This window comes from Shewanella sp. c952 (assembly GCF_019654975.1).
Taxonomy (GTDB): domain Bacteria; phylum Pseudomonadota; class Gammaproteobacteria; order Enterobacterales; family Shewanellaceae; genus Shewanella.
Genome location: NZ_BPEW01000026.1, coordinates 1 through 14495 on the forward strand (window position 1 = coordinate 1; position 14495 = coordinate 14495).

Sequence of the window (14495 nt, forward strand, 5' to 3'; positions counted from 1 at the left end):
CGACAGATACCTCGACCCTGACCTTGACCGTCACCCCGGTGAACGATGATTTCAGCGATGATAATGAAACTCGCAGCATCGTCGAGGACAGCCCTGAAGTCAGCGGCAATGTGATTGATGGCAGCAGTGTCGATGGCGATCTCAGTATCACCACCTTCACCATTGCCGGCGACAACACCGTCTATAATGCCGATGGCAGTGACGTCACCCTCAACGGTGTCGGCACCTTTAGCCTGGGCAGCGATGGCCAGTACACCTTTACCCCTGCCGCCAACTATAACGGCAGCGTGCCGGTGATCACTTACACCTTAACCGATGGCTCGGGCGCGACAGATACCTCGACCCTGACCTTGACCGTCACCCCGGTGAACGATGATGTAACAATTACAGGAGTAACAAACTCTCGAGTCTCCGAAGAAGGCCTTGCAAACGGATTGGTTGATAATGTCGGTAATACTGATACGACGGATTTAGTCACTGCAACTGGCACGATTAGCATTCAAGACATAGACAGTGATACTTTAACCGTTTCACTTTCTGGGCCTGGAACAGCGCTAACTTCAGGCGGCTCAACTGTACAGTGGAGTTGGGATGCTGACTCGAATACGCTCACAGGCTACATAGGTACTATAGGTGAAGCCTCATACGTTGAAGTTATGTCTGTAGCGCTCACTGCTCCTGCTGGGAATTCGACTGGTGACTGGGGATATGGTGTTACGCTACTAGCTGCACTTGACCACCCAGACAAAACATCTGAAGATAACTTATCTTTAGATTTTGGTATAAATGTTGATGATGGAAATGGCAGCACAGCAGCAGGAAACTTTAATGTAATCATTGAGGATGATGCTCCAGAAATTCAAGACTCAGCTGCAGAAGTAGTAACGGATATTGATATCCCAGATAGCTTAACTGGCGAATTCTCCTTTACAAATCAAATGGGAAATACAGGTTCACTTGATTTTGATGGCTTCACAGTTACTGCACGAGGATTTACGTCAGCAACCGATTCGACCTTGATAGGCGCTAACCTTAATGGTTCGAGCAGCGGAATTGGTGTTAATAGTGCGGCTTCACCATACCACAACATCGCAAACGAAGTTGATTTCCGGAAGTTTGCCGATGGTTCTGAGGCCTCTGAAGAGATTGTTATAACGCTTGATCCTGGCACAGTTGCCTACGGTGTTAATATCGAATTTTCTAAGATGTACGGAGGAGAGCTTGAGGTAGGTATCGTTGAGTTTTATCGCGATGGTCAGTTGATTGCAACTCAAACTTTTTCTTCTGATGCGTCAGATGGCGATTACGCCAAACTATTTAACTCACTTCAAGGTGGGTTTGATCAGATAGTTATAAAGGCAACAGATAATGGCTTTGATGCAACCCATGGCGATAACAGTGATATCACTGTTAAGTCCATTGAATTCCTTGGCACCGATGCACAAGCAACTAGTTACGCTTCTGGTCAAGTTGATACTAACTGGGGAGCAGATGGAGAAGGTTCACTTGTTTTCAGCGGCACTGATGAATCAGCGCTGAAAACAGCAAGCGGCGAAGCTATTTTTATCTCTAAATTAGATAATACATTGCTAGGACAAACGGCTTCCGGAGAACTTATATTTAAAGTTGAGTTTACTCCTTCGACTGGGCAGTGGGAATTCTATCAATATCAAGCTATGCAGAATCCGTCAGATGGGCAAATAGACTTTAATGTCATTGCAACAGACTTTGATGGTGATAATACCGTTGGCCATTTTGCAGTGGTACCACACGTAGATTCAGCACCTACTGTAGTTGCAGCATCAGCACTCGGACAAGAAGATACAGAGTTGGTATTGACTTGGGATGACATGAATGTTGTTGATTCAGACACTCCAAAAGAGAATCTTTCAATCAAGCTAACAACGCTACCTAACTCTTTAAATGGCAGCTTGCAATACTACAACGGCTCTTTATGGGAAGCTGTAACACTTGGAATGGCTCTAACATCAACGATGTTCGATAACGGTCATGTTAAATTCATTCCAGCTAATGACCAAGCTGACGGTATTAATGGCGGTATCGGAAACCGCGGTGACGCTTTAGCAAAGTTTGATTTTGTTGCAACAGACGGAACAACCAACAGCCCAGAAAGTAGCTTAACGATTAATATTAGCGCAGTAGCAGATACGCCGCTACTAACCGCAAGTAGCGGTCCGATAGAACTTGTAGCCCTTGTTCCTGAAAGTGTATCTATACCAGCTGTAGCGGGAGTCTCAGATGACTTATTCGGTATTAATATTGAATCTGTTCTGTCTGGGCTACATGTTGTAGCAAGTACAGCCGATAATACGCTTATAACAGGCGAATTAGCTGTGACTAACTCCCTTCATGGAAACAGTGGTGATGATATTATCGTCGGCGGATTATTAGCGGACACAATGCACGGCAATGCCGGTGATGACACCTTTATCGGCGGTGGGGGCAACGACTCTATTTATGGCGGAACAGGAACTGATACCGCAATCTATACCGGAAATTTCGCAGATTATACTATCACCTTCCACAACGATCATGGTGGTAATGAACCGTACCTACTAGTCAATGACAGCAGAAATATTGATGCAACTTCGGTTAATGTCGCAACTCCGGATGCGGGCGATCATCTTTACCAGGTGGAGCGCTTAGTATTTGCTGATGGTGTTTATCAAGTTAATGCAGATGGTACGTTAACACAGGTAGAAGTGGTCGAAATCTCATTAGATATCAACGCAGCACTTACTGATATTGACGGCAGTGAAGGGTTATCTGCAGTTACAGTAACAGGTGTACCAGATGGTGTAGAGCTTTCTGCCGGTATATTTGATGCCAATACTGGCAAATGGAGCCTAACATCCGATGACTTAGTTAACTTAAAGCTCACTGTGGCAGAAGACTACACCGGAAATCTAGACTTTACACTTAACATCAGCGTGACGTCGACAGAGTTAAGTAATGGCGACTTCGCAACTGAAGAAGTTAGTCTAAACATCTCGTTAAGGGATTATACATTTAACAGTGGCACTGACGGCGACAATACTATTGTTGGTTCAGATGAAAACGATGTCATTGTCAGTGATACTACCGGATTACAAATCACACCGGGTGAAAATTATAACATTGCCTTTATGCTTGACTCCTCTGGTAGTATGGGTACAAAAGCAGTCGATACGGCTAAAGAGCAATTAATAGAAGTATTTAAGTCTCTACTCGCATCAGCATCTGGAACCCACTCAGGTGTCGTTAACCTTGCTGTTATCGACTTCTCAGGTTCCGCAGTACTAAGCTTGTCTGCCAATATTAAAGATCTTGATATAGCAAAACTAGAAAATGGTACGGATGCAGCCTGGAATGCCATTACTAATGGTGGCTATACCGATTATGTAAATGCATTTAATACGACGAAGAGTTGGTTTGAAAGTGCTGATGTGCTCGCAAATACCGGAAACAACATTACCTATTTCATCACCGATGGAAAGCATAATGGTAACGGTGTACCAGCAGAAGCATTTGAAAACTTGAAGAATATTGCAGAAGTAGAAGCGGTAGGGATCAAAAATACGATTAAAGAAGAGGACATCATCGACTACGATAGTGATGGTAATGTTCGGTTCAAAATCAGCGTCGATGATTTAGCTAATATAATCTTAGGTAATGAAAATATCTTAGAACCTGGTGATGACACGACGTCAGGCGAAGCTGGTAACGACATACTATTTGGTGACTTAGCGCAATTCACAGATAATGGCACTGACTACCAAGGACTTGCAGCGCTTAAAGCTATTGTAGCTAAAGAGACTGGCGTCGATGAAAATAGCCTTTCAATGCAAGAAATCCATAGTTTTATTACTAATAATACGACTTTGTTTGACAATGCAACAAGCAAAGACGGTGGAGATACTTTAAGTGGCGGTGAAGGCAACGACCTATTGTTTGGGCAAGGTGGTAACGATACATTGATTGGTGGTCTCGGCCAGGACACTATGATTGGCGGACTTGGCGATGACATCATGACAGGCAACGCTGGGGCAGACACTTTTGCCTGGACTACAGGCTCAGTCGATGGAACTGATACTACAGATCATATAACCGATTTTAACCTTGCGGAAGATAAGCTAGATCTTAGTGATATCCTTCAAGGTGATTCAATCAATGAACTATCTCAATACATTAGTTTTACAGATGAAAATGGCAGTACGTCAATCAATATTGATACCAACCACGATGGAGCATTTGACCAACATATTGTGCTTGATGGTGTTGATCTCATTACCATGTTCGGTTCAAACGAAGCCGATATTATTTCAGGTTTATTAGGTAACAACGGTGAAGGGCCTCTTATAGTAAGTACGTCAAGCGGAGATCCTTTTGCAGTCGCAGTTAATGCTCCCGATAGACTAAATGATGACCTTAACATGCAAGGATTTAATCACATACCTTAAGCAAGCACGACTGTGAAATGATGGCCTATGGAAAAATAGGTCATCATGACCGATACTAACAATACATAATAAAATCTTAAGGATAAGTCCCCAAGGTGCCAGCTTCAGCTTCTAAGAAAACTGATCAGTGGACGATATCGGCTTCTCAACGAGTTGTAGTCGATCCTCTACTAGACAGTTTAGTTTTGCTTACTGAATATTTCGGTAGCCCCTGCTCTAGCGACTCTTTAGCCGCAGGCCTTCCTATGCAAGGTCATGTGTTAACGCCGGAGTTATTGCCACAAGCAGCGGCCCGAGCAGGGTTGGCGGCGAAGCTTTCTCGTAAAGGTTTAAATGAGATAACCCCAATTCTGCTACCCAGCATATTGTTACTTAAGGACAAGAAAGCTTGCCTGCTTAGAGAGCTCGATATTGAGCAAGATAAAGCGATTATTCAGCTCCCGGAGACAGGGGGTGAAGAGACGTTATCGATTGAAGAGCTAGAAGCCATTTATGTGGGTTACCTGTTTCTTGTTAAGCAAGAATATCGTGGCGATATGGGCTTTGATGTCCACTTGCATGAGAATAAATCTCATTGGTTACTGCAGACACTTAAAGATTCTGCACCTATCTACCGAGATGCTTTAATTGCTTCGGTTTTAGTTAACCTATTCGCATTGGTATCACCGCTATTCATCATGAATGTATACGACAAAGTCGTGCCAAACCTGGCATTTGACTCGTTGTGGGTATTAGCCATTGGCGCAGGTATAGCCTATATATTTGATCTGATAATGCGCCAGTTACGCAGCTATTTAATTGATGTAGCCGGAAAGAAAGTTGATATTATTGTCTCATCAAAACTGTTCGCTAAAGCCGTTGGTATTCCATTAGAAAAACGCTCCCCAAGTGTCGGCGGTATGGCAAAACAACTCGGTGAATTTGACAGTATTAGGGATATTCTCACCTCAGCGACTATCACCACTTTAGTGGATCTTCCTTTTGCACTATTTTTCTTGACCATCATCTATTTAGTCGCAGGTGATCTAGCACTTATTCCATTAGTCGGCAGCTTCATCATTATTGGTTATACCCTGATTATGCAGCCAAAATTAAAAGCTGCTATTGAAGAAACCAATAAGTTCTCAGGCCTCAAACATGGCCATCTAATTGAGTCTTTATCATCACTGGAGTCGATAAAATCGAGCGGCGCAGAAGGGCTAGTGCAAAAGAGTTGGCAACAGATGATTGGCCATACTGCAAACTGGCAGTTGAAAGCGAAAAAAATCTCCACCTCAGTGACAAACGTTGCCACTTTCGTGGTGCAAACTTCAGTGATTTTTGTAGTTATTCTAGGTGTTTATCGCGTTGCTGATAATGAGATATCCATGGGTGGAATTATTGCAGCTGTGATCTTATCTAGCCGTGCCATATCACCAATGGCACAGTTGGCAGGCCTAATGACCCGCGGTAACCAAACTGCCAGTGCACTGCGCCAGTTAAACGAAATCATGACTCAAGAAGATGAGTTTGAAAACAAAGGTCACCTTGTCAGTCGTCAGCGCCTGCGCGGACAGATAAACGCTCATACTTTAGGCTTTAGCTATCCGAACTCTGAACGCCCAATACTGCATCCAATGTCATTAAAAATTGAGCCTGGAGAGCGAGTTGCCATCATTGGCCGTAATGGTTCAGGAAAAAGTACCTTAGCTAAAATTTTAGTCGGTCTTTTTCAGCCGAGTAAGGGCAGCATCACCTACGATGGTCTCGATTCAGCTCAAATACACCCAAGCGACCTTAGACGTAACTTTGGCTATCTACCACAAGATATCACCCTGTTTCATGGCAGCATTCGCGACAACATCCTTTTTGGAACTCGCCAAGTGACTGAGCATCAACTGATCAGAGCGGTTCAGCTATCAGGCGTTAACTTGTTTACCAACCTAGAATCTGAAGGGCTCGATCAACAAGTGGGAGAAGGTGGACGAGAACTTTCTCGTGGCCAACGACAAACCATAGCTTTAGCTCGCGCGACCTTAAACGATCCTCCTGTATTACTGATGGATGAACCCACAGCCAGTTTAGATGCTAGAGCTGAAAAACAGTTTATCCAAGCGATGCACAATGTCAGCCGAGACCGCACGCTACTGCTTATTACTCACAAAATGCACTTATTGAACTTGGTCGATCGCATTATTGTATTAGATCGTGGCCACATTGTTGCCGATGGACCAAAAGCTGACGTGCTTAAGAAACTGAATGAAGGGCTACTTGCTGGAGTAGTTAAAAAATGAGTAAACACCTCACTTCACATGATTTAGAGATGGTTGATGATGTCTATGGCGCAATGATGACCGATGCGCCAGCAAGTCACCGATTAACCATTTGGGCACTGGCATCACTGGCAGTTACTTTTTTAATTTGGGCCTATTTTGCTGAATTAGACCAAGTAACTACGGGGATGGGCAAAGTTATTCCCTCTTCGCAAATACAGGTCATACAGAGTTTAGATGGCGGCATATTGCAAGATATGTACGTGCAAGAAGGCTTGATAGTTACCAAAGGTCAGCCGCTTGCGCGTATTGATGCAACTCGGTTTCAATCTGACTATGCGCAGCAAGAGCAAGAGGTTAACAGTCTACTTGCCAATGTTATTCGACTAAAGACAGAGCTGAACAGTATTACCATTTCCAGCATTGGCGCTGATTGGCGTGAACAGGTAAAAATATTGCCTCAAACGTTGGTCTTTCCTCAGATATTAGAAACCAATGAGCCAGAGCTAACCAAAAGACAACGCGAAGAGTACCTCGGCCGTATTGATAACCTTAGTAACCAACTCGAGATCCAAGCTAGACAGATTCAGCAACGTAATCAAGAGATCCAAGAACTAGCCTCTAAAATTAGAACACTGACTACCAGTTTCCAGCTGGTTTCTAGAGAGCTAGAGCTTACAAGGCCACTTGCTGACAAAGGAATTGTACCTGAGGTTGAGCTGCTTAAACTGCAACGCGTGGTCAATGACATTCAAGGTGAGCTCTCTTCCTTAAGATTATTAAGACCAAAAGTAAAATCGACCATGGATGAAGCGATATTAAAACGTCGTGAATCTGTGCTTATTTTTGCCGCTGACACTCGTGCCCAGTTAAATGAAATGCAAACCAAACTATCGCGCATGAATGAAGCACAAGTAGGCGCCCAAGATAAGGTCAGTAAAGCAGAAATTGTCTCACCCGTTAATGGCACAATTAAGTCAGTGCATATCAATACTCTCGGCGGCGTTGTGCAGCCCGGTGTTGATATCATTGAGATAGTTCCATCCGAAGACAAACTACTGATCGAAACCAAGATTGTTCCAAAGGACATTGCTTTTCTACATCCTGGGCTACCAGCAGTAGTCAAAGTCACCGCTTATGACTTTACTCGCTATGGCGGGCTAGACGGCGTTGTAGAGCACATTAGTGCCGATACAACCCAAGATGAAGAGGGTAATAGTTTCTATATTGTAAAAGTTAGAACGGAGTTTTCTAGCTTAACAAAGGACGATGGCACGGAAATGCCTATCATACCAGGGATGTTGACCTCGGTTGATGTAATTACTGGGCAGAGATCCGTTTTAGAGTACATACTTAATCCAATATTACGGGCTAAAGATACCGCGCTCAGAGAGCGTTGAAGCCCAATAAAAAAACGACCTGGAGGGGTTAACATGGACACCAGCACAATACGGCAGGTAAAACGTAGTGCAATTGCACTCGCCGTTGGCGCGCTGATATTACCAGCAGCGGCTTATAGCCAAACGTTAGAACAAGCAGTAGCGCACACATTAGATACGAATCCTGAAATACGGATCGCATTTAACCGCTTTAAAGCGCGCGAAGAGCAAGTCAACCAAGCAGTAGCCGGTTATATGCCGACGGTAGATATCTCAGGAGGCTATGGTTGGGAACAAACCAATAGCCCATCGACTCGTCGTCGTGCAGGACAAGGCGAAGTCGATTCTGACGGCGTGATTGAGCTAGAAAGAGGCGAAGCAGGTTTTAGTATCAAGCAGATGCTTTTTGATGGTTTTTATACCAGCAGTGAAGTTGATAGATATAGTTTTGAAGCGAGTGCAGAGCAGTGGGCATTATTTGCTGCAGCCGAAGATATGGCACTGGACGTTGTTAAGGTTTACACCAATTATATTCGCAGTGAGCAAGTACTTACATTGGCCGAGAAAAACCTTGAAAGCCATAAAGATATTTATGATCAGATTAAACAGAGAACCGATTCTGGCTTAGGCTCGACCGCCGATCTATCACAGATCACCGGCCGTCTAGCCCGCGCTAACGCCAATGTTATCTCTGCGCGTAATAATTTCTACGATGCCAAGTCACAGTTTGTTCGTATCGTAGAGCAACAACCAGAAGATATGATTGTGCCTGTACCTGATGCCGATATGTTACCAGTCGACTTACAAACCAGTGTAATGATGGCACAAGAAAACCACCCTATTTTGAAGTCAGCTTCAAGTGATATTTTCGCTGCAGAAAATGAGCGAGAGTCAGCCCAATCGAATTACTACCCTAAGTTTACTTTAGAGCTAGATGGTAACTGGAATAATGATATTGATGGTGAAGATGGCGCTGGTACTTTTCAAAATGTAGGCGGTCACAACAACGATCTAGTCGCTATGATCAGGGTTAAATATAACCTGTTTGCAGGTGGTCGCGATTTAGCTCGAGAAAAAGAAGCGGCCTACAAAATAGGTGAAGCAAAAGAGATCCGTCAGCGAGCTCATAGACAAGTCGTTGAAGGTGTCAATCTTGCCTGGAACGCTTACGAGCTACTTACCCCGCAGAAGATGTACATTCGTGATCATGTCATTGCGGCCAAAGACACTCAAGTTGCTTATAGTCAACAGTTCAATTTAGGCCAACGTACATTGCTGGATCTGCTAGATACAGAAAATGAGCTATTTGAAGCACGAAAAGACTACTTAGAATCTGAGTATGATGAAATAGTGTCCCAGTATCGTGTTCTTAATGCCACTGGACAGCTGCTCGACTCATTAAGAGTCACACGTCCAGATGTATGGCAAGGTGAGCGTGATTACGAAGGAGGAGTACCGCAATGAGAACCCTAATTATATTATTGAGTTTCGCTATATTAGGTGGCTGCTCAATGCGTGACACTGTATCAATGGATACACCAACGAAGCAGGTGCATGACTTAAATGACATCGACCATGATGGTGTAATTGTAGCCAGAGAACGCTGCACAGAAACTGAACTCGGAGCGACGATCGATAACTACGGTTGCGGTAAAATCAAACCGATTAACGAGCGTCAAGAGCTAAAGATTTTGTTTGCCAATGACTCTTACTACATCGATCCTGTGTATTATACCCAGGTTGAAATTATCGCTACTTTTATGCAGAAATTCCCCAATACACAGGCCGTGATTGAAGGACATTGTAGTAAAACCGGTAGCCACGAGCATAACCAAGTGTTATCGCAAAACAGAGCAAATGCAGTAAGCGCTTTGCTGAGCGAACGCTTTGATATTGAATCGTCTCGATTAAGTGCTGTAGGATATAGTTTTGATCGCCCAATCGATCCCACTCATACCGCAGCAGCACATAAGGTGAACCGTCGAGTTATCGCTGAGCTAACTGGCGATGACACCACCGCTGATATGAAATGGCATATATATACTGTAGATGAAGTGGTTAAGTAGGAGACTCTCTAACGTCGTATGAATGGCAGGCTTTATAAATTACAAAAATTAAAAAAAGTCTGCCAATTCACTTTGACTGGATTGGCTTTATCTGTGTCCTCACTTTATCTGGATGCAGACCCAATACCGCAATTAGACGAAGCCCACATAACCCAAACCATAGAGTCTCAATATGGAGAACGGGCGGGTAAACGCATTAGGGCTTGGTTTAAAATAATTGATGAAGCTAAGGGGCTACAAGATAGCGATAAGATATTAATGGTTAATAATTTTTTTAACCTTTTTCATTTTGTCGATGATATAAAACTTTGGGGAAATAAGAATTATTGGGCAACGCCAATGGAATTTATTGGTGTTAGCGGTGGCGATTGCGAAGACTTCTCAATCGCAAAATATTTCACGCTACTGCAGCTTGGCGTTTCAGAAGATAAATTACGCATTACCATGGTTAAGGCCACGAGCGTTAACCAGTACCATATGGTGCTTGCGTATTATGAAACTCCCTCCTCTATTCCTCTCGTTTTAGATAATCTTGATAAATCTATAAAGCCAGCAACTCAGCGTAAAGATCTTATACCGGTATACAGTTTTAACGGTCGACAATTGTGGCTAAATAAAGAAAAAGGACGAGGCGTTCTGGCAGGCTCTTCATCGAAACTTGCGAAATGGAATGACCTAAAGCATCGTTTAGGTGTTGAACGACTAAAGCAACCTAAACTAAAACTGGAGTAGTTAACAAGATGACACTGTTTCGACAGATATACACACTTCTGTTTGCACTGTTTTTGCTAGTAGTAGCGAGTTTAGGTTATGTGCAGTTTACCGAGACTCAAAGCTTTCTTACTAAGCAGATGGAGTCTGACCTCAACAATACCAGTAACTCGCTCGGTATAATGCTGGTACCTGATTTAGAGGCTGGCGACATCGTTGGTGCAGAAACCTTAATCAATGTGATCTTTGAAGGCGGCTATTACCAAGAAGTAAAGCTAACTTGGTTAGTTGATGGTAAGCAACAAGTTTGGCAAAACCCATTGACTATCGAGGGCGTGCCGCAGTGGTTTATTGACCTTGATCTATTTAAAACCATTCGCCGGGAAAGCACGATTACAACAGGCTGGATCCAACTCGCTAGACTTGAGATTACCGCCCACCCAGGTTTTGGCTACCATGAGCTATGGCGCACCATGACCAATGCAATCATGGTTTTCTCAGTATTATTTTTAATCGCTATTATCCTCGCTCGCGTTGGCCTAACTTGGATTTTAAGACCACTACATGAAATTGCAGAGCATGCCAAAGAGATTGCCGATAGAAAATTTGGCCCTGATATGGCAGTTCCTAAAACTCGCGAATTAAAATCGGTGGTACAGGCTTTCAATAGCATGTCAGCTCAGCTTAAACAGATTTTCAGCTCTCTCGATGAAGAGGTCGGTGAACTCAGAAAGAAAAATCTTGTAGACCAAGTCTCAACCCTACCTAATCGCCAATATATGATGGGAAGACTTAGCGGTTGGTTAAGTGAGCCTAAAAATGGCGCATTAATCATGGCCAAAATGGATTGGCTAGAAGAAGTGCATAGCAAGTATGGCTATCAAGTTAGAGATGAGACCATCAAACTTTTATCACAGAAGATGAAGCAACATTTAGATGGCGTTAGCACTTCTGTTATTGCGCGTATTGCAGCCTATGAGTTTGCATTTTTGATTACGAGCTCTGAGCATGAGCAGACCAGTAAATATCTACAAACACTTATTCGTACCATTAACCAAGAGATCTCCAAAGCAGGCTGCAAGCCAAACGAAGGGTTTGCACTTGGTATTGCCGAGCGTAAAGGGCAAATGACGGTAAGTGACATTTTAGCGCAGGCTGATAATGCACTACAAAAGTCACTTCAAGAAAACAAAGTCTTCCACTGGTTTGAGACCAGTGAAAAACAGCTGTTCACCCGTGAGCAATGGCGAGAGCATTTAAGTAGCGCAATTAGTGCTGGTAAATTTAAGTTTAAATGGCAGCCAATATTGCTTAATGACAATGATGCGGTGTTACAAAGAGAGCTCTATTGTCAGCTCGAAATAGGTGACAAGAAAATATTCGCTGGTCAATTCATGCCCTACATTGAGCTATTGTCTTTAGGCAGCTTGCTCGATAAGTGCTTAATAGAGACCATCAGCAGCAAAGCACTGCTGGATCGTAATTTTGAACCTATCGCGATTAACCTGACTTTCGAAAGTATCAACGATACAGAGTTCCACCAGTGGCTTAACAAGTTACTGCGTTCATCAGTTTTAAGAGAACGCATCTGTTTTGATATCCCAGAAGCAGCTGTATATAGCAGCCCAGAAGCCTGTGAAGCTTTGTGTACAATCATTAGAGATAACGGTGCACATTTTGGCATTGATCATTTTGGTCGCCAATTTGGCTCAATGAGCTACTTACAGAACTTACGACCAAGTTACGTCAAACTCGACCAGTCTTTCGCCTATTATGATGAAAGTGAGCATAGTAGTGAATTATGCCGCGCGCTGATTAACGTGGCTAAAGGGCTGGATATCGAGGTGATAGTCACCGGCATTGAAGAGAAACAACAGCTCGAGCGCTTTGTTCCTTTAAAGACCAATGCCTATATGGGCTATGTTTCGCCACCCGTCGATATAGAGCTATAGAGAAAACAGCTTAAGTAAATAAATAAAGGCCTCATTAGAGGCCTTTTTTGAACAATAGCCTGCCTTCATCAAAACACAATCAACCACAAACAGATAATGATGAAGTCGAAACATGACTCATGTACAATCCAAGCAACACTTGTAAATACTTACCACTAAAAAGCTAGACTATTGCGTTAGTTTGCAACAAAGTTTAGATTTCTAGGCTAAGTTACTTTTTATTCGACAAGTATCCCAAGCATTATGCTGTTCAGTTGCAAACTGATAGGCCTGCTAAAGATTCTCACTAATAGTCGCTCGAAAAGTCTCTTTGATATAACACCAACAAATCCAATGGAATAATACTTTGCCTAGCCTTTCAAAGATTTCGGACCATATCGCTTTCTCAATAAGTCAGTTTACATTATGAATAGTGTCTTTTTGAATTCACCACGACATTTTATGAGAATACTTTTGCTCATACTAACGTTCGTGCCCACGACTGTATCAGCATCAGATATAGCTACCAGTGTAGCCGGAGGCGTTGATAACCGTCTTGAAAATGGAGGCTACTTTGAGCTAGGAGCGAGTGTATATAGCGTCAATAAAGTGGATATTCGACAGAGCGAACATCAAGCGGTACAACCCTCCTTATTAATCAGCGGAATGTACCAATATAACGGCCTTTTTGTTGAAATGGTTCATCAATCTCAAGATGGTATCAATCTAGGCTATAACTTTTGGAATTCAAAAAATTGGTCATTAGATCTGTTAGTCGCCAACCTCAAAAGTTCATGGGCTCGTCCTGAAGGCGTAGACCCTGCGACCCTTAATGAGGCAGAACGTAATAGTTATCTCATGTCCGAAGATTCAATTTATGTAGGAGCCGGCTTTCGTGCCACCCGCTATTGGGATGATCATTATGTATTTCAGTACCGAATCGTCAGCGACTATTACGATGACCAAGGGATACAGAGTTCAGCACGATTAGGAAAGTCTTGGCAAATACGCAACTGGAACTTTCACGCGTTAGGCAGCGTTGAATACTCATCAGCAACACTGAACCAGTACCTATTCGGTGTCAGCAGTGAAGAAGCAACAGCACTCTTTCCACAGTACCAACCTGAGAGTTCATTTAGTTACGGGGTAGAGCTCGGGGTCGCCTACCCAATTAGCGAAAGCTTTGTATTTCGAGCAATGTATCGTATCAACATGCTCTCAGACGAAGTCACCAATAGTCCTTTTAATCAAGCTGATCACGTGTCGTTTTTTAACGCATCGATCAGCTATGTATTCTAGGTGGCTTATGAATAGATTTTATTCCTGGTTACCGCTAATCTTATTTACAGCCCCATCGGTAGCCTCTGAGCATAAACCACCTATCGCTTTTACTGCGACACCAGAGCAATGTGTTGCTTTACACAAAGGGCAGATTTGCTATCAAGATGTGCTATTCCAATGGCAAACACCAGCGGTTGGTCGCTTCTGTTTAACGCTACCACAGAGCCAGCAACCGTTAACATGTTGGGACGGAAAAGCGCTGCAGCAATTTAAATACAGCTTCGAAAGTGACTCCACCACAACATTTTTATTAGTCAATCAAGATAACTTAAATGCGATTGCAGAGGTAAAGGTTGTAGTGACTTGGGTTTACAAAGCGCCAAAGCAAAGCCCGTCTGGCTGGAGACTATTTTAA

Annotated in this window: 9 protein-coding genes; all 9 read left to right on the forward strand. The window is 43.3% G+C overall.

Annotated features, from left to right (window positions below; genetic code table 11):
- A partial coding sequence (locus tag K5R16_RS15940) for a type I secretion C-terminal target domain-containing protein (protein ID WP_220738533.1) occupies window positions 1-4460 on the forward strand: 4460 nt, incomplete at its 5' end.
- A 95-nt stretch (window positions 4461-4555) separates the two neighbouring features.
- Entirely contained in the window at window positions 4556-6733 is a 2178-nt protein-coding gene (locus K5R16_RS15945; RefSeq protein WP_220738534.1) for a type I secretion system permease/ATPase, read from the forward strand.
- Window positions 6730-8112, forward strand: a complete 1383-nt coding sequence (locus tag K5R16_RS15950) for an HlyD family type I secretion periplasmic adaptor subunit (protein ID WP_220738535.1) — start codon at window positions 6730-6732, stop codon at window positions 8110-8112. Before K5R16_RS15945 ends, K5R16_RS15950 begins: the two co-directional genes overlap by 4 nt.
- Before the next feature lie 33 nt (window positions 8113-8145).
- A complete protein-coding gene (locus tag K5R16_RS15955; protein WP_020910607.1) occupies window positions 8146-9555 on the forward strand; it encodes a TolC family outer membrane protein in 1410 nt (469 codons plus the stop codon).
- A complete protein-coding gene (locus tag K5R16_RS15960) occupies window positions 9552-10157 on the forward strand; it encodes an OmpA family protein (RefSeq protein WP_220738536.1) in 606 nt (201 codons plus the stop codon). Before K5R16_RS15955 ends, K5R16_RS15960 begins: the two co-directional genes overlap by 4 nt.
- An 18-nt stretch (window positions 10158-10175) precedes the next feature.
- Window positions 10176-10889, forward strand: a complete 714-nt coding sequence (locus K5R16_RS15965) for a transglutaminase-like cysteine peptidase (protein ID WP_220738537.1) — start codon at window positions 10176-10178, stop codon at window positions 10887-10889.
- Window positions 10890-10897: 8 nt separating this feature from the next.
- Window positions 10898-12820, forward strand: coding sequence for an EAL domain-containing protein (locus K5R16_RS15970; protein WP_220738538.1), 1923 nt, complete (start codon window positions 10898-10900; stop codon window positions 12818-12820).
- A 441-nt stretch (window positions 12821-13261) separates the two neighbouring features.
- Complete coding sequence (locus K5R16_RS15975; protein WP_220738539.1) at window positions 13262-14098, forward strand: MipA/OmpV family protein; 837 nt, start codon at window positions 13262-13264, stop codon at window positions 14096-14098.
- A 7-nt stretch (window positions 14099-14105) separates the two neighbouring features.
- On the forward strand, window positions 14106-14495 hold the full coding sequence (locus tag K5R16_RS15980) for a DUF3019 domain-containing protein (protein ID WP_220738540.1): 390 nt from the start codon (window positions 14106-14108) through the stop codon (window positions 14493-14495).

Bases quoted from the DNA above. Each gene is read 5' to 3' on its own strand.
- K5R16_RS15960 (WP_220738536.1), top strand. From the start codon at position 9,552: ATGAGAACCCTAATTATATTATTGAGTTTCGCTATATTAGGTGGCTGC.
- K5R16_RS15950 (WP_220738535.1), top strand. From the start codon at position 6,730: ATGAGTAAACACCTCACTTCACATGATTTAGAGATGGTTGATGATGTC.
- K5R16_RS15980 (WP_220738540.1), top strand. From the start codon at position 14,106: ATGAATAGATTTTATTCCTGGTTACCGCTAATCTTATTTACAGCCCCA.
- K5R16_RS15955 (WP_020910607.1), top strand. From the start codon at position 8,146: ATGGACACCAGCACAATACGGCAGGTAAAACGTAGTGCAATTGCACTC.
- K5R16_RS15975 (WP_220738539.1), top strand. From the start codon at position 13,262: ATGAGAATACTTTTGCTCATACTAACGTTCGTGCCCACGACTGTATCA.
- K5R16_RS15970 (WP_220738538.1), top strand. From the start codon at position 10,898: ATGACACTGTTTCGACAGATATACACACTTCTGTTTGCACTGTTTTTG.
- K5R16_RS15965 (WP_220738537.1), top strand. From the start codon at position 10,176: ATGAATGGCAGGCTTTATAAATTACAAAAATTAAAAAAAGTCTGCCAA.